Origin of the sequence: Pseudomonas sp. ICMP 10191, assembly GCF_001467335.1 — a bacterium.
In the GTDB taxonomy this organism is placed as follows: domain Bacteria; phylum Pseudomonadota; class Gammaproteobacteria; order Pseudomonadales; family Pseudomonadaceae; genus Aquipseudomonas; species Aquipseudomonas cerasi.
Map to the genome: position 1 here is coordinate 189,552 of NZ_LKGW01000124.1, position 19,207 is coordinate 208,758.

The following is a 19,207-nucleotide window of genomic DNA, read 5'->3' on the forward strand; positions in this document are numbered from 1 at the left end:
GTGTCTCTCCGGTTTATTGTTTTAAGGAACTGTTAACAGCGCCGACTTCAATCGTGTGTGCGCAAGACAGCGCTGTCTTTTGCACTCACACCTTTATCAGGCGTGAGAGCCTTTCCACCATGCTGCGGCTTGTTTGCCGATGACATCGATAGGCTGGGACGCGTCCACGATCAATGTCAGCGGTTCGCCATAGGGCGGTTCGAGGGTCGCGAACTGGCTGTCCACCAGGCTGGCGGGCATGAAGTGCCCAGGCCGGTGCGAGCAGCGTTCGCTGGCGAGTTCCTTGCTGAGTTCCAGAAAAACGAAACCCAGGCCAGGCACCGCATCACGCAGGCGCTGGCGATAAATGAGCTTGAGCGAGGAGCAGGTCAGCACCGGGTGTTCACCGTTGGCGAGGGCGGCAGCCATCTCTTCGCCCAGGCGGGTCAGCCAGCCGGCACGGTCTTCGTCGTTGAGGGGGGTTCCGGCGCTCATCTTTTCGATGTTGGCCGGTGGATGGAACGCGTCGCCTTCGATCAGACGGCCGCCGCTGTTCAGGGCAATCTCGGCACCCACGGCGCTTTTGCCGCAGCCAGACACACCCATCACCACAAGGGCGGAAATAGCAGTATTCGCAGTTGTCACAGTAGGCACCTCATCTGGAGACAGCGCTGTCTTCTTTCGGGTGGACATGAGTCCCAGCCCGGGCTGTTCCAGTTATTTGTCGTTGTTTTGGGCTCATCAATAAGCATGGGAGGCTGTTCTCCGCGGGACCCGAACCGGGCAACCCCTGTGAAACCAGCGATAAAGCGTTGTCACGTTCCATGAGACAGCGCTACCTTATGGGGCATTCGACACATTTGGCAACCCTTATGTTAGTTGGCAACGCATGATACGCATTGGTTCCCGCTCTACCGGTCGCCCCACGCTCAATGAAGTGGCGAAGCTGGCTGGTGTCTCTCCGATCACTGCCTCGCGTGCGTTACGCGGTATCAGCACCGTGGCGCCTGAACTTGTGGAAAAGGTCCGTGCTGCGGCGCAGGGCCTGGGTTATGTAGCCAACCCGGCCGCCAGGGCACTGGCTTCTTCCTGCAGTCAGACCGTCGTGGTACTGGTGCCGTCACTGTCCAACCAGTTGTTCATCGAGACGCTGGAAGCCATTCAGGACGTGTTGCGCGTGCGGGGCCTGGACGTGGTCATCGGCAACTACCATTACTCACCTGACGAGGAAGAGAAGCTGCTGCGCAACCATCTGGTCAATCGCCCGCGCGGTATTCTTCTGACCGGTTTCGACCACACGGCAGCGTCTCGCCAGATGCTTGAAACCAGTGGCATACCCTGCGTGCACATGATGGAACTCGACACCCGCCTGGGCGCCTATTGCGTCGGGTTCTCGCAACAACAGGCCGGTGCTGAAGCCGCGCGTCACCTGCTCGGGCGTGGCCGCCGTCGGCTGGCGTACATGGCCGCCCAACTCGACCCTCGTGTACTGCAACGTGGCGCCGGGTTCCGTCGGGTGCTGGAAGACGCCGGGCTGTTCGACCCAGCATTGCAGGTCTCGACACGCCAGGCCTCGTCGATCGGTCTGGGCGGGGAGTTGTTTGCGCGCCTGCTTGACCAGCATCCGGATGTCGACGGGGTATTTTTCTGTAACGACGACCTGGCACAAGGCGCTGCGCTGGAGGCCTTGCGCCTGGGCGTCACGATTCCCGAACGAGTCTCTCTGGTGGGCTTCAACGACCTGCCGGGGTCCGCGCACATGGTGCCGCGCCTGACCTCGATACGCACGCCCAGAGAAGAAGTCGGGCAGCGCGCTGCTCAGGTATTGCTGGGCCTGCTTGACGGGGTCACCCAGCAGCCTCTGGTGGATCTCGGCTTTGAGCTGGTGGTGCGGGAAAGCTCTTGAGGATTTTCCCCGGCCAATTCTCGCGAGCCTCCTCCGGGTCATTGCGCTGACCAATGGTAATGGCGCTCTGCGGGCTCGATGCCTTCGGGCTGGAGTGCCCGACCGCGCTGTCCTGCACTGCCAGCGATACCCTCATTCGAACGGTTCCGGCACATTTTGACTGTCATTTCTGACAGTACCCATCCCCCCGTGTTGAGTATTCAATGACCCTATGTTTTTGGCTCGGAGCGGCATAAGTGTCTTGGCCGCATCGTTGGATGACGGGGATATATCTTCTTATCTATTCCCCGTTCTGGCGGTCTTACAAGACCTATTGAAGGATCAGAGAAATGCAAAAAAAGCATCTCAGAACGTTAGAGCCTTGACGCATATCGCTGACCCCGTCGGTTCGGGTGTGCCCTTGGACATCGCGTGGCTGACCGGCATTATCCCCCTGGGCTTTGTACCCGCGCAGATCGCTATCAGCCCTGATGAAACCACGTTGTATGTCGCCCATGAAAGTGGCCGGGAAGTCAGTGTGGTCGACATCGCCAGTGCCAGCGTAACGGGCGCCATCAAGCGGGCAGGGGCCGGCGCGATTACCCTGAGCCCCGATGGTAAAAGGCTTTACACCATTGGCCAGAAAAGGTGCTACGTGGTCGATACGCGACTGCGCGAAGTGATCAGGATACTCCCGGCAGCCAACGTCAACAGGATCCTGTGCAGTGCCGATGGCCGTTTTATCTGCCTGTCCTTTCAGAATGCGCTCGGCGGTTTGATTCGTCTGATCGAGACCGAGAATTACACGGTCGAAAACGAGTTCGATCTGGGCGCCCTGACCAACGCATCGCTGGCCCTCGGGATCAGTCCGTTGAACGACAGGTTTTACGCGACCATGCTGGTTGATCGCACCGCGCCTACCGATGTTCTTGCGATCAGCAAGGTCGATTACCTGCAGCATGACATTACCGGGTTTTCCGACCCACGTTCGATGGCCTTCAGTTCCGATGGCGCCTGGCTGTATGTCGGCGGCATCGACGAGGTCTACATCGTCGATGCCGCGACCAATAAAACCTTCTATCGGGAAAAAATCGGCACGCAGGGTTACCCGGTGAAAGTCATCGGCGTGACACCGGATGACCGCTATGTCTACGCAATCTACACCTGTAATTACGACGTTTACCGGATCGATACGGTGAAGGGCATCGCCACCTGCATTGCCTACTTTCCGTCGGTAGGCGGCGCTGTACTCAACAAGACCGGCACGTATATCTATTCCAGCCATCCGGACATGAGCTGGATCTCGATCTACCGGCTATGAAGACTCCTGCAGTGGCCTGGCTTGCGTGTGACCAGCCGGGCCGCCCGTCAGTCGGCGTCAAGTGCTGCGACACCGGCCTTGGCGACCTGAGCATCCTGTTCGGCTTTCACGCCTGAAACCCCCAGCGCACCGATTACCTGGCCGTCGACGATGACCGGCACACCGCCTTCCAGGGAAGTCAGCAGCGGAGCACTCAGGAATGCAGTGCGCCCGCCATTGACCATCTCTTCGTAACCCTTGGACTCACGTTTGCCGAGTGCCGAGGTGCGGGCTTTTTCGATCGCGATGTAGCTGCTGATCGGTGCGGCGTCGTCCAGTCTCTCGAATGCCAGCAGATGGCCGCCGTCATCAACGACGGCGATGGACACGGCCCAGGCATTGGCCCGTGCTTCATCGCGTGCGGCACCGAGCATCAGGCTGATTTCGGTCTGGGTCAGGACGGCTTTGATCTTCATGGGGTTCTCCGGAGCAGTGATTATTGAATAGGGTTCAGTGTGATTCAGGCGTGCCAAGCGCTGCGTCGATCAGTTCGATCCAGTGCCGCACTGGCATTCGGCCGGCGCTGGCCAGATGGGTCTGACAGCCGATATTGGCGGTGGCAATCACCTGCGGTTTACCGCTCTCCAGTGCGTTCATGCGGTTGTCGCGCAGTTGACGGGCGATGGCAGGCTGGGTGATGGAGTAGGTGCCTGCAGAGCCGCAGCATAAATGACCGTCCGGCACTGTGGTCAGATTGAAGCCTAGACGAGTCAGGACACGCTCGACTTCGCCGCCGAGTTTTTGCGCGTGTTGCAGCGTACACGGGCAGTGAAATGCCAGGCGCTGATCGGTCTTGATGCCGAGGGTTTCCAGCGGTTCGTCGCGCAGCAGTTCGACCAGATCCTTGGTTCGCGCGCTGATCTGCCCGGCCTTGTCGGCATAGGCTGGATCATGGCGCAGCAGGTGGCCGTAATCCTTGACGAAGGCCCCGCAGCCGCTGGCCGTCTGGATCAGGCTTTCAACACTGCCCTGCAACGCGGGCCACCACGCGTCGATGTTGCGCCGTGCCCGGTCCAGCCCTGCCTCCTGTGCATTGAGGTGATAATCCACGGCGCCGCAGCAACCCGCCTGTCTGACCGCCGTAATGCCGATGCCCAGACGATCCAGCACCCGCGCCGTAGCGCTATTGGTGTTGGGCGACAGGCCCGGTTGAACGCAACCTTCCAGGAGCAGCACTTGGCGCGCATGACCGGTGTGCGGACGAAGTCCGGCAGGATGGACCGCCTCCGGCAGCTTGGTGGCCAGGGTTTGTGGCAGCAACGGCCTGAACTTCAGGCCCATGCCGGTCAGGGATTTGAACAGCCCGGGGTGGGGGATGACGCGACGCAAGCCTTCACGCAGCATGCGTTCTGCGAGTGGCCGCGGCACCAGGGCCTCAACCGCCGCGCGGCCGATGTCCAGCAGGTTGTGGTAATCCACGCCGGACGGGCAAGTGGTCTCGCAGTTGCGACAGCTCAGGCAGCGGTCCAGATGCAGACGGGTTTTCTCGGTGACCGGCTGACCTTCGAGCACTTGTTTGATCAGGTAGATCCTGCCGCGTGGACCGTCCAGCTCATCACCCAGCAATTGATAGGTCGGACACGTGGCGTTACAGAAACCGCAATGCACACAACTGCGCAGGATACGTTCGGCTTCTTCGGCGCGCGGCAGGGTTCTGGCGTGTTCACTCAATGTGGTCTGCATGTTTCAAAGCTCCGCGTACAGTCGGCCGGGGTTGAAAATCCCCTGCGGGTCGAGTCGGGTCTTGAGTGTCTGATGGTAGCGCAGCACAGGTGCGGCCAACGGCTCGAAGGGGCTGTCGACGACGCCCTGGCTGTAGCAGGTCGCATGGCCGCCAACCGCCATAGTGATCGCTCGAATGGTTTGTCCGTCAGCGTCCGACTTGAGCCAGCGTTGCGCGCCACCCCAGTCGATCAACTGCTCGCCCGGCAGATCCGGCAGGCGGCTGTCAGCAGGTACACAGAGCCGCCACAGCGGCCGAGGGTCATCGAAGAAGGGCAGGCGGTGCGCATTCAACTGTTGCCAGTACGCGGCATCGAGCAGCTCGCCGCCGAGCCGGTCCCGGGCTGCGGCCACTGAACCTTCACCGCCTTCCAGGCGCAGACGCAGTACTTGGCCATCATGGCTGGCCGCGCTGATCGGTATCGGTTGCTGACCCCACTCGGCAAGGCGCGCCAAGGCCAGCGTGCTGTCCATTTCCAGTGCGATACTGCTGCACAGACGCGGTTTGGGCAGCACCTTGAGCGACACCTCGGTCAGCAGCCCCAGGCAGCCGAAACTGCCTGCCATCAGGCGTGAAACGTCATAACCTGCAACGTTCTTCATGACTTCTCCGCCGAAACGCAGGTGTTTGCCAAGACCGGTGATGACCCGTGTGCCCAGCACGAAATCACGCACCGACCCACTCCACGGACGGCGCGGTCCCGAGAGCCCTGCAGCGACCATGCCGCCGAGCGTTGCCGCGCCGAAGTCGGGCGGTTCGCAAGGCAGCATCTGGCCTGCGGCATCCAGCGTCTGTATCAGCTCGTTCAATGGCGTACCGGCGCGCGCCGTGATCACCAGTTCTGTCGGGTCATAACTGACGATGCCTCGGTGCTCGCGGGTATCGAGTATTTCGCCAGCCGTTTCACGACCGAGAGAAGCCTTGCTGTTGCCGCCCTGAATACGTAACGGCCGGTTGTCGCGGAGCGCCTGATCGACCCGCTGGAGCAGTGCCTGGCTGACGTCGTTGTCCATCGTGCTCATCAGAAGCGCTCCAGGTCGGGGAACGGCAATTGCCCGGCATGTATGTGCATGGCGCCAAATTCCGCGCAGCGATGCAGCGTCGGGATGTTTTTGCCAGGGTTGAGCAGACCGCTGGCGTCGAACGCCGCCTTGATGGCATGGAAGAAGGTCAGCTCGTCGCTATTGAACTGGGCACACATCTGATTGATCTTCTCGCGACCGACACCGTGCTCGCCAGTAATGCTGCCGCCGACCTTGACGCACAGCTCGAGGATTTTGCCGCCCAGTGCCTCGGCGCGCTCCAGCTCACCCGGTTGATTGGCATCGAACAGGATCAGCGGATGCATGTTGCCGTCACCCGCATGAAACACGTTGGCGACGCGCAAGCCGTATTGCTCGGATAGCTCCCTGATGCTGCGCAACACTCCCGGCAACTCACGGCGCGGGATGGTCCCGTCCATGCAGTAGTAATCCGGCGACAGGCGACCCACGGCCGGGAAAGCGTTCTTGCGCCCGGCCCAGAAGCGGACCCGCTCGGCTTCATCCTTCGCCTGGCGCACTTCGGTAGCGCCCGCCAGTGTCAATACCTCGCTGACCCGTTCGCAATCGGCGTGCACGTCGGCTTCGACGCCGTCCAGTTCACAGAGCAGAATGGCTTCGGCATCGACCGGGTAACCTGCGTGAATGAAATCCTCGGCGGCACGAATCGCCAGATTGTCCATCATCTCAAGTCCGCCGGGGATAATGCCCGCGGCGATGATATCGGCCACCGCGCGTCCGGCCTTTTCCACTGAATCGAACGCCGCCAGCAGCACCTTGGCCACTTGCGGTCTGGGTAGCAGCTTGACCGTGACTTCGGTAATGACGCCGAGCATGCCTTCGGAGCCGGTGAACAGTGCCAGCAGGTCGAAGCCCGGCGAGTCCAGCGTGTCGCTGCCCAGTGTCATCGGCTCGCCTTCCACGGTCAGGATCTCGACCTTGAGCAGGTTATGCACGGTCAGCCCGTACTTGAGGCAATGCACGCCGCCGGCATTTTCCGCCACATTGCCGCCGATGGAGCATGCAATTTGCGAGGATGGGTCCGGCGCGTAATACAGGCCGTGGGGCGCTGCCGCCTGAGAAATGGCCAGATTGCGCACGCCGGGCTGAACCCGCGCCAGGCGCGCCGAAGGGTCGATATCGAGGATCTGATTGAAGCGTGCCATGACCAGCAGCACGCCTTTTTCCAGCGGCAGCGCGCCACCCGACAGCCCGGTGCCCGCCCCACGAGCGACCACCGGTACGCGACGTGCGTGGCACAGCCTGAGCAGCGTCTGTACTTCTTCCACATGCCGCGGTAATGCCACCAGCATCGGTGTGCTGCGATAGGCCGACAATCCGTCGCACTCGTAAGGCCGCAGTTCTTCGGGCCGATGCAGGATGTCCAGGTCGGGCAACTGTTGTTGCAGCGCCTGCAACAGTTGTTGCTTGTCGACGGCGGGCAGCACGCCATCGATGCGTTCGTCGTAAAGGATATTCATCAAGCCACCCTGGGTTGTTTTTATCGGGTTAATGCATCCTAGCTCATTCGCTACGAAGCTTGAGTTGACAGCGAAGGTCTGATCACGCAATTTACGCATTACGTAATGCGGTTACGAAAATAAAAACACGCACCCATGCGTCAGGCAGGCGACTCCCGTGGACCTATTCACTTATTACCGCTCGACCTCCAGTTACCGTGTGCGTATTGCGCTGGCCCTCAAGGGGCTGGATTACACGGCGGTTCCGGTCAACCTGGCGCTTGAGGGCGGCGAGCAAAACAAACCTGATTACACGGACTTGAACCCGCAGGGCAGGGTGCCTGCGCTGCGGCTGGACGATGGAGTGGTCATCACTCAGTCACTGGCGATCATCGAATACCTGGAGGAGCGTTATCCGCAACCTGCGTTACTGGCGCAGGAGGCCGTGATGCGGGCTCGACAGCGTGCCGTGGCGGCGCTTATCGGCTGTGACATCCAGCCCTTGCACAACGTTTCGGCGCTTGACCGGTTGCGCACGCTTGGTCACGACGAGGCCGCTGTCGTGGCCTGGACCAGGCATTGGATCGGCCAAGGCTTGCAGGCCGTCGAGCAGTTGATCGGGGACCAGGGTTTCTGTTTTGGCTCGAGCCCCGGCCTCGCGGATATTTACCTGTTACCGCAGTTGTACGCAGCCCATCGTTACCACGTTGACCTGACTGCATTTGCGCGTATTCAGCGGGTCGAGCATCTGGCCATGCAGCACCCGGCCTTTCAGCAGGCACATCCTGATGCACAATCGGACAAGCCGGAGTAGGCTGCCTTCATGAAGATTCTTGGTCTGCAACTGATATTCGGTGATTTTCTCGCACGCAGCGTGCGAGGGATTCCGTGTGCGCCGCCCGCAGGACAGTGATTGCCAGGGTTACCCACTCTCACTTTCCTGCAAGGAGCCAGTCATGGCTGATCTTTACGAAAATCCAATGGGCCTGATGGGCTTTGAATTCATCGAGTTCGCGTCACCGACGCCCAACAGCCTTGAGCCCGTGTTTCAGATGATGGGCTTCACCAAAGTCGCAACGCACCGCTCCAAGGACGTGTCCCTGTTTCGTCAGGGCGCGATCAACCTGATCCTCAACAACGAGCCGCACAGCCTGGCATCGTACTTTGCCGCCGAGCATGGTCCTTCGGTATGCGGCATGGCGTTCCGCGTGAAAGATGCGCAGAAGGCTTATAACCGGGCACTCGAACTGGGTGCACAACCGCTGGAAATCGCTACCGGGCCCATGGAGTTGCGCCTGCCCGCGATCAAGGGCATCGGTGGCGCGCCGTTATACCTGATTGATCGCTTCGGCGAGGGCACGTCGATTTACGATATTGATTTCAATTTCATCGAAGGCGTCGATCGCCACCCGGTCGGTGCCGGTCTGAAATTCATCGATCACCTGACCCACAACGTGTACCGCGGGCGCATGGCGTATTGGGCCGGTTTCTATGAAAAGCTGTTCAATTTTCGCGAGCTGCGTTACTTCGACATCAAGGGCGAATACACCGGCCTGACCTCCAAAGCCATGACCGCCCCGGACGGCATGATCCGCATCCCGCTCAACGAAGAGTCGTCCAAGGGAGCGGGGCAGATTGAAGAGTTCCTGATGCAGTTCAATGGCGAAGGCATCCAGCATGTAGCGTTCTTTACCGATGACCTGATCAAGACCTGGGACGCGCTGAAAGCAACCGGCATGCGCTTCATGACTGCGCCACCGGACACCTACTACGAGATGCTGCAAGGCCGCCTGCCCGATCACGGTGAGCCGGAGGCCGAGCTCAAGTCACGCGGCATTCTGCTCGATGGCTCTTCCGAAGGGGGCGAGCGTCGCTTGCTGTTGCAGATATTCTCCGCCACGCTGATGGGCCCGGTGTTTTTCGAATTCATTCAGCGCAAGGGCGACGACGGGTTTGGCGAAGGCAACTTCAAGGCGCTGTTCGAATCCATCGAACGCGACCAGATCCAGCGTGGTGTACTGACGCCGGATTGAGCGATAACCGGAAGTGCCCGCCTTGCGCGATCAGATGAGCCTGCTCAGGCTCGTTCTGAGTCATTTGTGCTTGAGCACGTCAGCCTGCCGATTGTGAGACGAGATATAACGCTCGGTAAATTCATGCGCCGGCATGGGACGACCATACAGATAGCCCTGACCCTCGTCGCACACATAATGACGCATCAGACTTTCCTGCTCGCGGGTCTCTATGCCTTCTGCCGTGACCTGGAGATTGAAGCCGTTCGCCAGCCTGATAACGGCCTCGATGATAACTTCGTCTTTTTTGCTGCGCTCAACGCCACTTACGAATGAGCGGTCGATTTTCAGCCGTGTCACCGGATAGTCTTTCAGCAGGCTCAGGGACGCATAGCCGGTACCGAAATCGTCGAATGCAATGCCCACTCCCAATGAGCGAAGGTGGCGCAGCGGTTCCATGATGCGCTGTTCGTTTCGCAGGATGATGTTTTCCGTGATCTCCAGCTCGAGAGCGTGTGCTGGCAAGGAAAAGTCTTCAAGCGCACTTTCAACCATTTCCGCAAAGTCACGCATGCGAAACTGCGCGGCGAACAGGTTGACGCCGATGCGGAATTCGTCACAGCCGGTATTTCTCCATTGCGCTGCCTGCTCACAGGCTGAACGCAGGATCCATTCGCCCACCGGCACCGCAAGAAGACCTGCTTCCAGTGCAGGTAGAAAAACCGCCGGGGACACCACACCCAGTGTCGGATGGTTCCAGCGAATAAGGGCTTCGGCTCCGGTAATACGACCGTCCGCAAGGCGTACCTGAGGCTGATAGTACAGCTCGAACTCTTTGTTAGCCCACGCCTGACGCATCGATGAGCTGAGCGCGCCTCTTCTTGACGCGGTCTGTCGATGCTCGGAGGTGAAGGTGCGAACAAGGGAACGTCCGTCAGACTTGGCCTGGTAGAGCGCCAGATCCGCATTGCCGAGCATTTGCTCCTCGTCGTAGTCGCAGCCGGACCTTACGGAGACGCCGATGCTGGCGCCGATGTAGATTGAATTGTCTTCAAACTCAATCGGTTCCTCGATGACCGCGATGAGCTCCAGGCCCAGCCTGGTCGCGTTGTCAGGGTCTGCCGTGTCTGACAGGAACACGACAAACTCATCGCCGCCCAGACGCGCGACCATATGGCTGGCCGGGACGTTTTCGCGAAGACGAAGAGAGGTCACCTGGAGCACAAAATCCCCCGCAGCGTGGCCCAGCGTGTCGTTGACGTCCTTGAAGCCGTCCAGGTCGATCAGCAGGATGGCCGCCGAAAGCTGTGCGCCGCACGCTTCCTTGATCCGCCTTTTGAGCGTCGATCGGTTGGCAAGGCCGGTCAGATGATCGTATTCAGCCGCATGCTTGAGTAATTTGTCCGCCTCGACACGCTGGGTGATGTCACGAATGATCGCTCCGAATTGTGGCTCGCCGGCATACGTCCATTGTGAGAGCGAGAGCTCGATGGGGATTGTATGACCGTCGCGATGGATGGCCGTCAGGTTGATGGATTTTCCGATAATGGAGGCCGGGCCGCCTGCAGACACCCTCGACAGACCTGCATGATGTCTGGAGCGCATTTCGGGCGGAATAATGATATCGAGAGGCTTTCCCATGGCGTCCTCGGATCGATGCCCGAAAATGAGCTCGGCCGAATTGTTCCATGAAATGATCCGGTTTTTGCTGTCCGAGCAGATGATCGCGTCGGGTGAGGTCGAGGTGATATTCATGAAGCGGGCGTGGCTGTCTTCATTCTCGAGCTCGAGCCGACGCAATTCCATTCTTTCGATGACCATGACCGCCAGGTCCTGAAGAATCAGTTGGTCTCGCTCCGAGAAGGTCTCCCGAGGTTTATTGTCGATCAGGCACAGGCTGCCCAGCACATGACCGCTGGCGGTTATCAGCGGTGCCCCGGCATAAAAGCGAATATAGGGAGCGCCAACCACCAGCGCGTTTGAGCTGAACCTCTCATCCTGCAATGCATCAGGCACCAGAAAAACGTTACGGCCCATCAGCGCAAAATTACAGAATGAGACGTCGCGGCCCGTTTCGCAGACATCGAGGCCAACACGCGCCTTGAAGAATTGCCGGTCGCGATGAACCAGAGAAATCAGAACAATGGGCGCGTCGAAAATCCGCGATGCCATTTGCACGATCTGATCGTATTCATGCTCAGGTGGGGTATCCATCAACGAAAAAGCATTCAAAATCCGAATACGCTCTTCGTCGTCATCGCCGACTGGGTAAGTACTCATTTGAGGTCATCGCTATAAGCTGATCGCGCCTGAAACGCGAAGCGATCGATGTACAATGCCGCTGTGCCGGCATCGGTGAAAACACCCTGCCAACACGCGCTTGCGCCATGCCGGAAAAGCAAAGTTCGATACATTGCAGCACCTCTCACAGTAGTGTATCGGTAGCTGTCTCTAGCAGCTTAGAAGCTGTATCGTCAAAAAACCGAATACCTGTAATGACTTCTTGAGCAACTAGCCTGCGGGGCATTCATTCAACTAAGCCCCGCGTGACCTCGGTGTAACAACGTGTTCGGGTTAGTGGCGCTAAGGTATGGAAACTGCATGGCGGGGTTCACTGCCAATTTGATGACAACCCTATGAAACGGCTTTCCTTTATTTCGACGAGGCTTACACCTTCGGCGCTCAGCAAAGCGTTGATCGGCTTCATTGCCCTGGTCTGTCTATCGCTGACCCTGGCTACCGTCTGGCAGATGAACCAGTCGAAGCTCGAGCGCGCGGCCACCGCCAGGATTGCGGTGTCCAATATCGTGCTTGCCGCTGAGCAGCAGGCTCAGGACACCCTGCAACAGGCTGACAATACGCTGCGTGACCTTGTCGAGCGTGTGGAACAGGACGGGGTCGCAGGCCAGCAGCAAAGCCGCTTGACCAGGCTGATGGCTCAAGACCTGATAAACGTCAAAGGGCTTCAGGGGCTGTTCATCTACGATGCTCAGGGCAACTGGGTCGCCAATTCCTTTGCCAATGGCGTGCACACCAGGAACAACGAAGACCGCGATTACTTCATTTACCATCGCGATAACCCTGACCCGTCCATTCATGTAGGGTCTATCGTAGAAAGCCGTAATACCGGGGATATGGTCATCCCGGTCAGTCGGCGTATCAATGCTGCGGATGGCAGTTTTGCTGGCGTTGCACTGGCCACCGTACCGGTGGCTTATTTCCAGGCGTTTTTCCAGCGCATGGATGTAGACGACAAGGGGGTAATCTTTCTCGCTCTGAGCAATGGCGACCTGCTGGCGCGACGCCCCACATTAACCGCACTGATGACCACCAATGTCGCCAAGGGCGATATCTTCACTCGCTATCTGCCCTACAGCGACAGCGGCACCGCGGTGATCAACTCCGTGGTGGACGGGGTGGAAAGGATCTACGCCTATCGGCGGGTGTCCGGGTTGCCGATCGTCGCCGCTGCAGGCGTCTCCTGTCAGCATGTGTTCGCGCCCTGGTGGGCCTATGCACACCGGTCCATGACCATCACCGGCATCATTATCCTTGCGCTGGTTTTGCTTGGGGTCCTGCTGTACCGGCAAATCCAGCAGTTGATCAATGCGGAAGGTGAACTGAACATCGCCAGGAACGAACTGGAGATCATCGCTCACACGGACAGCCTCACGCACCTGGCCAATCGACGCTGCTTCGATGCGGCCTTGCAGCAGGAGTGGGGGCGGGCGAGCCGGAATACTGCAACTATCGCGATCATTCTGCTGGATATTGACTGGTTCAAACAATACAACGACACCTACGGTCATCTGCAGGGAGACGACTGCCTGAAGCAAGTGGCTGGGCTCATAGGCAACAGTCTTGACCGGGCTGGGGATATCGCGGCACGTTACGGCGGCGAGGAGTTTGTCATTCTGCTGCCTGAAACCGACCTGGCAGGGGCGCTGAAGATCGCGGAAAAAATCAGATCATCCGTTGAAACCACTCGTATAGAGCACTCGGCCAGCCCGCTGGGCAAACTGACCATCAGTTCGGGCGTGGTGTCGATCAACGCAGCAGAGAAGGATGGACATACCGCCGCGTTGGCGGAAGCGGATCGGCTGCTTTACCTGGCCAAAACCAAAGGGCGTAACCGCGTCGAAGGTCGGCTGATTCACGGCTGGCATGGAGCGAGCCATTTCGCCAGGGTATCAACCGCCTCTTCCTGAGTCAGTCTGACGGACGGCTACCGCCCATACGCTCGCTGATGGCCTGCGCCGTTTGCAAAAGCCGCCTGGCCGCCAGATTCTGCGTCTCGTCGTTCAACACCGATCCCGGCCCGACCACGGTGATCACCCCCACCAGCTTGTCACCCATGGCGAACAGCGGTGACGAGGCTGCATTGATACCCGGCATCAGCAGGCCCTGAATCTGGTGCACGCCGGTGGTACGAATCTGCTCGACATGCTGCTCGACCTCACGCAGCTGGCCGGTGCTCAGCAACGGCACTTCCTGCTCGCGAAGCGCAGCGGTTTCGCGCCCGTTCAGAAAGCTGTCGAACACCAGGCCGGTGGACGAGCCAAGCAGCGGCAGCACCGAGCCGATCTGCGTGACCAGCGTCACCGCACCCATCGAGGGCTCGACATACACCACGGTCGGCCCCTTGTTGCCCCATACCGCCAGAAAACAGGTCTGATTCAGCTCGTCGCGCAGGCTGGCCAGCCAGGGGGCCGATACCTTCAGGACATCCAGCTTGCCGAGCGAGGCAAGCCCGACCTGCAACGCCTCGCGTCCCAGCCCATAGTGATTGTTGACGGCATCCTGTTCGGCAAAGCCACTGGCAATCAGCGCCTGCAAATAACGATGGACCTTGCTGGCGGGCATGCCCAAGTGTTCGGCCAGTCTCGACAGGGACGTGGCAGGGGAGAGTTCGGCGAGCGCCTTGAGCACGCCCAGCCCGACTTCGGCGGCCTGAACCTTCTGCTGGCGTCCGCCTGCGGGGCTTTCGGTTTGCTGGGTCATGGGATGCTGTGCGCCGATCGGGAAAGGCAGCTTTATAGCTTGACCGGCTGGCAAACTCAAATTACGTTATGCGTAATCTGTTTACGTTAAATGATATTTCCTCGTGTCTGTGTCCGACCCCACAACAACAAGAGGTCCAGATGGCTATCCACTCCAGTTCCGACGCACTGCTTTATCAGTCGGGCTTTGGCAACCAGTTCAGCAGCGAGGCGCTGCCTGGTGCCTTGCCGATTGGTCAGAACTCGCCGCAGAAGCATCCGCTGGGCCTGTATGCCGAGCAGTTCTCGGGCACCGCTTTCACGGTTGCGCGCAGCGAAGCCCGACGTACCTGGCTGTATCGGATCAGCCCATCGGCAGCCCATCCGCGTTACCAGCGCATGGATCTGCAGATCGCCGGTCGGGAGCAGGGGCCGATCAACCCCAACCGGTTGCGCTGGAATGCCTTCGATATCCCGACAGAGCCGACCGATTTCATCGACGGCCTCATCCCTCTCGCCAGCACCTCGGCGGCGGAGCAGGCCGAGGGCGTCAGCGTTTACCTGTACACCGCCAACATCTCCATGCAGCGAGCTTTCTTTAGCGCGGATGGCGAATGGCTGGTGGTGCCCCAGCAGGGCCGGCTCAGAGTCGTCACCGAATTGGGCCTGCTGGACATCGAACCCCTGGAAATCGCCGTCCTGCCGCGAGGTTTGAAGTTCAGCGTGCACCTGCTCGATAGCAGCGCCCGCGGATACCTCTGCGAGAATCACGGCTGCGCCCTGCGCCTCCCGGAACTGGGTCCGATCGGCAGCAACGGGCTGGCCAACGCACGTGATTTTCTGACCCCGGTCGCCTGGTTCGAAGACAGTCGCCAGCCAATGCAACTGGTGCAGAAGTTCCTCGGTGAGCTGTGGTCGACGCAACTGGAGCACTCACCGTTTGACGTGGTCGGCTGGCACGGCAATAACGTTCCGTACAAGTATGATCTGCGGCGTTTCAACACCCTCGGTACGGTCAGCTACGATCATCCGGACCCGTCGATTTTCACCGTGCTGACCTCACCGGGAGCTATTCACGGTCAGGCCAATATCGATTTCGTGATCTTTCCGCCGCGCTGGATGGTGGCGGAAAACACCTTCCGCCCGCCGTGGTTCCACCGAAACCTGATGAACGAGTTCATGGGCCTGATCGACGGCGCGTACGATGCCAAGGCCGAAGGCTTCATGCCCGGTGGCGCTTCGCTGCACAACTGTATGAGCGCGCACGGCCCCGATAATGTCACCGCCGAAAAGGCTATTGCCGCCGAGCTGAAACCGCACAGGATCGACAACACCATGGCCTTCATGTTTGAGACCGGCAAGGTCTTGCGCCCCAGTCGTCACGCGCTCGACTGCCCGCAACTGCAAACCGATTACGATGCCTGCTGGAAGGACATGGCCAGAACGTTTACCAGGGAGCCACGCTGATGAATACCGCGTTCAAGCGTCGTAGCTGGGTCGAATCTGCCAACGGGCATGCCGATTTCCCTTTGCAGAACCTGCCATTGGGCGTGTTCAGTCACGGCCAGACCGGCCCGCGTGGCGGAGTGGCGATAGGCGACAGGATTTTCGATCTGCACGCGGCAACAGAATCCGGGGTGTTTCAGGGACAGGCCGCCGACGTTGCCGACGTTGCCAGCCGCGACCAGCTCAATGATTTTCTTGCGCTGGGTGCCGCAGCGCGTCAGGCATTGCGCACCGCCTTGTTGCAGTTGCTCGATGAAGACAGCCCGCAGCGCGACAGGCTGCAGGGTATGGCCGGTTTGTTGCTGCCGATGAGCGAGTGCACGTTGCACATGCCCGCTCGGGTAGGTGATTACTCGGACTTCTACGTCGGTATTCATCATGCGCTGAATGTTGGCAAGCTGTTCCGCCCGGACAACCCGCTGCTGCCCAACTACAAATACGTGCCGATCGGCTATCACGGCAGAGCGTCGACCTTGTGTCCCTCGGGTACGGCTGTGCGGCGCCCCAGCGGACAAACCCTGGCGGCAGGTCAGGAGTCGCCCGTTTTCGGTCCCTGCCAACGCCTCGATTACGAACTGGAACTGGGGGTCTGGATCGGGCCGGGAAATGTCCAGGGCGAGGCCATCGGGATTGATCGGGCCGCCGAGCACATTGCCGGGTTCTGCCTGCTCAACGACTGGTCGGCGCGTGACATACAGGCATGGGAATACCAGCCACTGGGGCCATTTCTGTCGAAGAGCTTCGCCACCACGATTTCGCCCTGGGTGGTGACTGCCGAAGCCCTTGAACCGTTTCGTCGCGCCCAACCGCCGCGTCCGGACGGCGATCCGCAACCGTTGGCCTATCTGCTGGATGACCACGATCAGCAGGGTGGGGCGCTGGATATCGAGCTGGAAGTGCTGCTGCTGACTGCACGGATGAAAGCCGACGGGCTGGCGCCTCACCGGCTGGGTCTGAGCAACTCGCTGAACATGTACTGGACAGTGGCGCAGATGGTCGCGCATCACAGCGTCAACGGCTGCAGGTTGCAGCCGGGTGACCTGCTCGGCACCGGTACGTTGTCCGGTCCCGGAGAAGGTCAGTACGGCAGCCTGCTGGAGATGACCGCTGGCGGCAAACAACCGGTGACCCTACCCAACGGCGAAGTACGGATGTTCCTGCAAAGTGGCGACGAGGTTCTTCTGCGTGCCCGTTGTCATCGTGAAGGGTATGCCTCGATTGGCTTTGGTGAGTGTCGGGGCGTTGTGCTCGACTGAGAATACCGTGCTCGGCTCCTGCAACGTCAGCGGGTTATTTCGTACCAGCCAAGAAACATGTCCAGCGTCGATTCGACCACCGTGTGCTGCTCCTCGGGGGTAAGCAAGGCCGCACCGAACGTTACCTGCGGCCAGAACGCGAACGACTTGAGCAATGCATGCATCTGCGTCGCGGCAAAGGCCGGGTCGACCGGTTTCAGACGGCCGTCCTTCTGCGCGGCGCGAATCCAGGCACTGAAGGTTTCTTCTCGTTCATTGATACGCGCCATCCACACCTGAGCCCGCTCGGGGGAGTGAATGGTCGCGCCGACCACCACGCGGGCCAGGTCGAGAAAATGGCTGTTGGTCAGGTTGCGCATCTTGCCCCAGAGCAATTCCCGTAACTGCTCGCGCAAGCCGATCTGCGGATGAAAAACCACTTCGGCCTGCGGCGGGGCGCAGCTCCAGAGGCGCTGCAGCATCTCGGCGAACAGTTCTTCCTTGCTGGGGAAGTGGTTATACACCGTACGTTTGGAAACCTCGGCCCGCGCGGCGATCCGGTCCATGCTGGTGATCTCGAAGCCACGATCGCCGAATTCGGCGATAGCCGCCTGGACGATGGATTCGCGTTTCTGATCGGTGAGGCGCATGGGTTCGGTCATAGGTTCGCTTCAAACGTGCGTTTAGAGAAAATTACACTCAGCAGTTTACTTGTCGCCGAGGATCATGCAAGCTTAAAACTACACCGTGTAGTGTAAAACACTGTTACATATTTTCCCTCGGACATCCTGCAATAGGATCACGTACGAAGTATGCACGGCTGGAGCCTCAACCTGCCCCCAGGAGTCAGCGAACCATGGCCTCGACACATCAGAAAAAGGACTCTTCTACACTGCCTGTCTTGTCCCGTCACGAAGGGAGATACCGCAATCACGCCACCATGAAGCCGTCGAGTCTGCTTCGCACGCTCGGTATTTTCTGGGATCAGGCGTTCAACAAACCCAAGGACACACGCCCGGCAGGCGAAATTCCGGTACAGCCGCTGTCGCGTCAGCAATTGCTGGCGGCACCGAACAACACGGTGTATCGCCTGGGGCATTCGACCGTTCTGCTCAAACTGCGCGATCAGTTCTGGCTTACCGACCCCGTGTTTGCCGAACGTGCCTCGCCCGTGCAGTGGGCGGGCCCGCAGCGCTTTCATCAGCCGCCGATCAGCCTCGAAGAGTTGCCGCCGATCAAGGCGGTGATTCTTTCGCACAACCATTACGACCACCTGGATCGTATGGCTATCAAGGCGCTGACCGACAAGACCGAGCACTTTCTGGCACCGCTTGGCGTGGGTGATACGTTGATCGAATGGGGCGTGCCTGCGCACAAGGTGCGTCAGCTGGACTGGTGGCAGTCCACCGAAGTGGCGGGCATCGAGTTCGTCGCCACGCCTTCGCAGCATTTCTCGGGGCGTACGCTGCTCGACAGCAACCGCACGCTGTGGGCGTCCTGGGTGATGATCGATGGCGATCAGCGGATTTTCTTCAGTGGCGACAGCGGTTACTTCGATGGCTTCAAGACCATCGGCGATCAATATGGGCCGTTTGACCTGACCCTGATGGAAACCGGCGCCTACAACGTCGAGTGGCCTGATGTGCACATGCAGCCCGAGCAGACGCTGCAGGCGCATCTGGACCTGCGCGGTCGCTGGTTGCTGCCGATCCACAACGGCACCTTCGACCTGTCGATGCATGCCTGGCACGAGCCGTTCGATCGCATTCTGGCCCTGGCCTGGGAGCAGAATGTCTCGATCACCACGCCGATGATGGGCCAGCCGTTTTATGTGCAGTACCCGTGTCGGGGTCTGACCTGGTGGTTGGGCGTGGAGGAGGTGGTTGAGTCTGAAACCGCACAGACGGAGGGCGCAGAACCCTGCAACTGCCGTCGTCAGAACGCCTGAAAACCAACTCTGGTAACGATGAACTGATTTTTAAATAACAGGGCCCAGATTTTGATTTGTCACCTGAGCACACGCCCGGC

At 59.7% G+C, this 19,207-nt stretch carries 16 protein-coding genes; 8 read left to right on the top strand and 8 right to left on the bottom strand.

The window, feature by feature from the left end; translation table 11 throughout:
* Nucleotides 1–96: 96 nt before the first annotated feature.
* Nucleotides 97–585 carry a gluconokinase gene (locus tag AO388_RS19275; protein ID WP_003344097.1) on the bottom strand — a complete coding sequence of 163 codons (489 nt, stop codon included), beginning with the start codon at nucleotides 583–585 and terminating at the stop codon, nucleotides 97–99.
* 283 nt (nucleotides 586–868) lie between these two features.
* On the opposite strand from AO388_RS19275, the gene AO388_RS19280 reads away from it, so the two are divergent.
* Together AO388_RS19280 and AO388_RS19285 are read left to right on the top strand one after the other, a co-directional pair.
* On the top strand, nucleotides 869–1,885 hold the full coding sequence (locus tag AO388_RS19280; RefSeq protein WP_054081606.1) for a LacI family DNA-binding transcriptional regulator: 1,017 nt from the start codon (nucleotides 869–871) through the stop codon (nucleotides 1,883–1,885).
* 370 nt (nucleotides 1,886–2,255) lie between these two features.
* Complete coding sequence (locus AO388_RS19285) at nucleotides 2,256–3,185, top strand: YncE family protein (RefSeq protein ID WP_058416962.1); 930 nt, start codon at nucleotides 2,256–2,258, stop codon at nucleotides 3,183–3,185.
* A gap of 47 nt (nucleotides 3,186–3,232) precedes the next feature.
* On the opposite strand, the gene AO388_RS19290 is transcribed toward AO388_RS19285, so the two are convergent.
* Genes AO388_RS19290 through glcD form a run of 4 tightly spaced genes read right to left on the bottom strand, consistent with a single transcriptional unit; the run spans nucleotide 3,233 to nucleotide 7,468 of the window.
* On the bottom strand, nucleotides 3,233–3,640 hold the full coding sequence (locus AO388_RS19290) for a heme-binding protein (RefSeq protein WP_003436282.1): 408 nt from the start codon (nucleotides 3,638–3,640) through the stop codon (nucleotides 3,233–3,235).
* 34 nt (nucleotides 3,641–3,674) lie between these two features.
* Entirely contained in the window at nucleotides 3,675–4,907 is a 1,233-nt protein-coding gene (gene glcF / locus AO388_RS19295) for a glycolate oxidase subunit GlcF (protein WP_054081607.1), read from the bottom strand.
* 3 nt (nucleotides 4,908–4,910) lie between these two features.
* The gene (glcE, locus tag AO388_RS19300; RefSeq protein WP_058416934.1) at nucleotides 4,911–5,969 is read right to left on the bottom strand and encodes a glycolate oxidase subunit GlcE; all 1,059 of its coding nucleotides are present in this window, start codon (nucleotides 5,967–5,969) and stop codon (nucleotides 4,911–4,913) included.
* The gene (gene glcD, locus AO388_RS19305) at nucleotides 5,969–7,468 is read right to left on the bottom strand and encodes a glycolate oxidase subunit GlcD (protein ID WP_058416935.1); all 1,500 of its coding nucleotides are present in this window, start codon (nucleotides 7,466–7,468) and stop codon (nucleotides 5,969–5,971) included. Before glcD ends, glcE begins: the two co-directional genes overlap by 1 nt.
* Nucleotides 7,469–7,625: 157 nt before the next feature.
* Between glcD and maiA the strand changes: the two genes are divergently transcribed.
* Together maiA and hppD are read left to right on the top strand one after the other, a co-directional pair.
* Nucleotides 7,626–8,261, top strand: coding sequence for a maleylacetoacetate isomerase (gene maiA / locus AO388_RS19310; protein WP_024662294.1), 636 nt, complete (start codon nucleotides 7,626–7,628; stop codon nucleotides 8,259–8,261).
* A 142-nt stretch (nucleotides 8,262–8,403) separates the two neighbouring features.
* Nucleotides 8,404–9,480, top strand: coding sequence for a 4-hydroxyphenylpyruvate dioxygenase (gene hppD / locus AO388_RS19315; protein WP_003370421.1), 1,077 nt, complete (start codon nucleotides 8,404–8,406; stop codon nucleotides 9,478–9,480).
* Between the two features lie 60 nt (nucleotides 9,481–9,540).
* On the opposite strand, the gene AO388_RS19320 is transcribed toward hppD, so the two are convergent.
* The gene (locus AO388_RS19320; protein ID WP_058416936.1) at nucleotides 9,541–11,739 is read right to left on the bottom strand and encodes a putative bifunctional diguanylate cyclase/phosphodiesterase; all 2,199 of its coding nucleotides are present in this window, start codon (nucleotides 11,737–11,739) and stop codon (nucleotides 9,541–9,543) included.
* A 356-nt stretch (nucleotides 11,740–12,095) separates the two neighbouring features.
* On the opposite strand from AO388_RS19320, the gene AO388_RS19325 reads away from it, so the two are divergent.
* Nucleotides 12,096–13,667: a sensor domain-containing diguanylate cyclase gene (locus tag AO388_RS19325; RefSeq protein ID WP_024662292.1), complete on the top strand. Its 1,572-nt coding sequence runs from the start codon at nucleotides 12,096–12,098 to the stop codon at nucleotides 13,665–13,667.
* Between the two features lies 1 nt (nucleotide 13,668).
* Here AO388_RS19325 and AO388_RS19330 read toward each other — a convergent pair whose 3' ends face one another.
* Nucleotides 13,669–14,460, bottom strand: coding sequence for an IclR family transcriptional regulator (locus tag AO388_RS19330; protein ID WP_003370434.1), 792 nt, complete (start codon nucleotides 14,458–14,460; stop codon nucleotides 13,669–13,671).
* A gap of 140 nt (nucleotides 14,461–14,600) precedes the next feature.
* Between AO388_RS19330 and hmgA the strand changes: the two genes are divergently transcribed.
* Together hmgA and fahA are read left to right on the top strand one after the other, a co-directional pair.
* Nucleotides 14,601–15,905, top strand: coding sequence for a homogentisate 1,2-dioxygenase (gene hmgA / locus AO388_RS19335; RefSeq protein ID WP_058416937.1), 1,305 nt, complete (start codon nucleotides 14,601–14,603; stop codon nucleotides 15,903–15,905).
* Entirely contained in the window at nucleotides 15,905–17,200 is a 1,296-nt protein-coding gene (fahA, locus tag AO388_RS19340; RefSeq protein ID WP_058416938.1) for a fumarylacetoacetase, read from the top strand. Before hmgA ends, fahA begins: the two co-directional genes overlap by 1 nt.
* 26 nt (nucleotides 17,201–17,226) lie before the next feature.
* Here fahA and AO388_RS19345 read toward each other — a convergent pair whose 3' ends face one another.
* On the bottom strand, nucleotides 17,227–17,841 hold the full coding sequence (locus tag AO388_RS19345) for a TetR/AcrR family transcriptional regulator (protein WP_058416939.1): 615 nt from the start codon (nucleotides 17,839–17,841) through the stop codon (nucleotides 17,227–17,229).
* 194 nt (nucleotides 17,842–18,035) lie between these two features.
* On the opposite strand from AO388_RS19345, the gene AO388_RS19350 reads away from it, so the two are divergent.
* Nucleotides 18,036–19,127 carry an MBL fold metallo-hydrolase gene (locus AO388_RS19350; protein WP_058416940.1) on the top strand — a complete coding sequence of 364 codons (1,092 nt, stop codon included), beginning with the start codon at nucleotides 18,036–18,038 and terminating at the stop codon, nucleotides 19,125–19,127.
* The last annotated feature ends 80 nt before the right edge of the window (nucleotides 19,128–19,207 follow it).

Bases quoted from the DNA above. Each gene is read 5' to 3' on its own strand.
- AO388_RS19320 (WP_058416936.1), bottom strand. From the start codon at position 11,739: ATGAGTACTTACCCAGTCGGCGATGACGACGAAGAGCGTATTCGGATT.
- AO388_RS19330 (WP_003370434.1), bottom strand. From the start codon at position 14,460: ATGACCCAGCAAACCGAAAGCCCCGCAGGCGGACGCCAGCAGAAGGTT.
- AO388_RS19345 (WP_058416939.1), bottom strand. From the start codon at position 17,841: ATGACCGAACCCATGCGCCTCACCGATCAGAAACGCGAATCCATCGTC.
- hppD (WP_003370421.1), top strand. From the start codon at position 8,404: ATGGCTGATCTTTACGAAAATCCAATGGGCCTGATGGGCTTTGAATTC.
- AO388_RS19280 (WP_054081606.1), top strand. From the start codon at position 869: ATGATACGCATTGGTTCCCGCTCTACCGGTCGCCCCACGCTCAATGAA.
- glcE (WP_058416934.1), bottom strand. From the start codon at position 5,969: ATGAGCACGATGGACAACGACGTCAGCCAGGCACTGCTCCAGCGGGTC.
- fahA (WP_058416938.1), top strand. From the start codon at position 15,905: ATGAATACCGCGTTCAAGCGTCGTAGCTGGGTCGAATCTGCCAACGGG.
- AO388_RS19290 (WP_003436282.1), bottom strand. From the start codon at position 3,640: ATGAAGATCAAAGCCGTCCTGACCCAGACCGAAATCAGCCTGATGCTC.
- AO388_RS19350 (WP_058416940.1), top strand. From the start codon at position 18,036: ATGGCCTCGACACATCAGAAAAAGGACTCTTCTACACTGCCTGTCTTG.
- glcD (WP_058416935.1), bottom strand. From the start codon at position 7,468: ATGAATATCCTTTACGACGAACGCATCGATGGCGTGCTGCCCGCCGTC.
- AO388_RS19275 (WP_003344097.1), bottom strand. From the start codon at position 585: ATGGGTGTGTCTGGCTGCGGCAAAAGCGCCGTGGGTGCCGAGATTGCC.
- hmgA (WP_058416937.1), top strand. From the start codon at position 14,601: ATGGCTATCCACTCCAGTTCCGACGCACTGCTTTATCAGTCGGGCTTT.
- AO388_RS19325 (WP_024662292.1), top strand. From the start codon at position 12,096: ATGAAACGGCTTTCCTTTATTTCGACGAGGCTTACACCTTCGGCGCTC.
- glcF (WP_054081607.1), bottom strand. From the start codon at position 4,907: ATGCAGACCACATTGAGTGAACACGCCAGAACCCTGCCGCGCGCCGAA.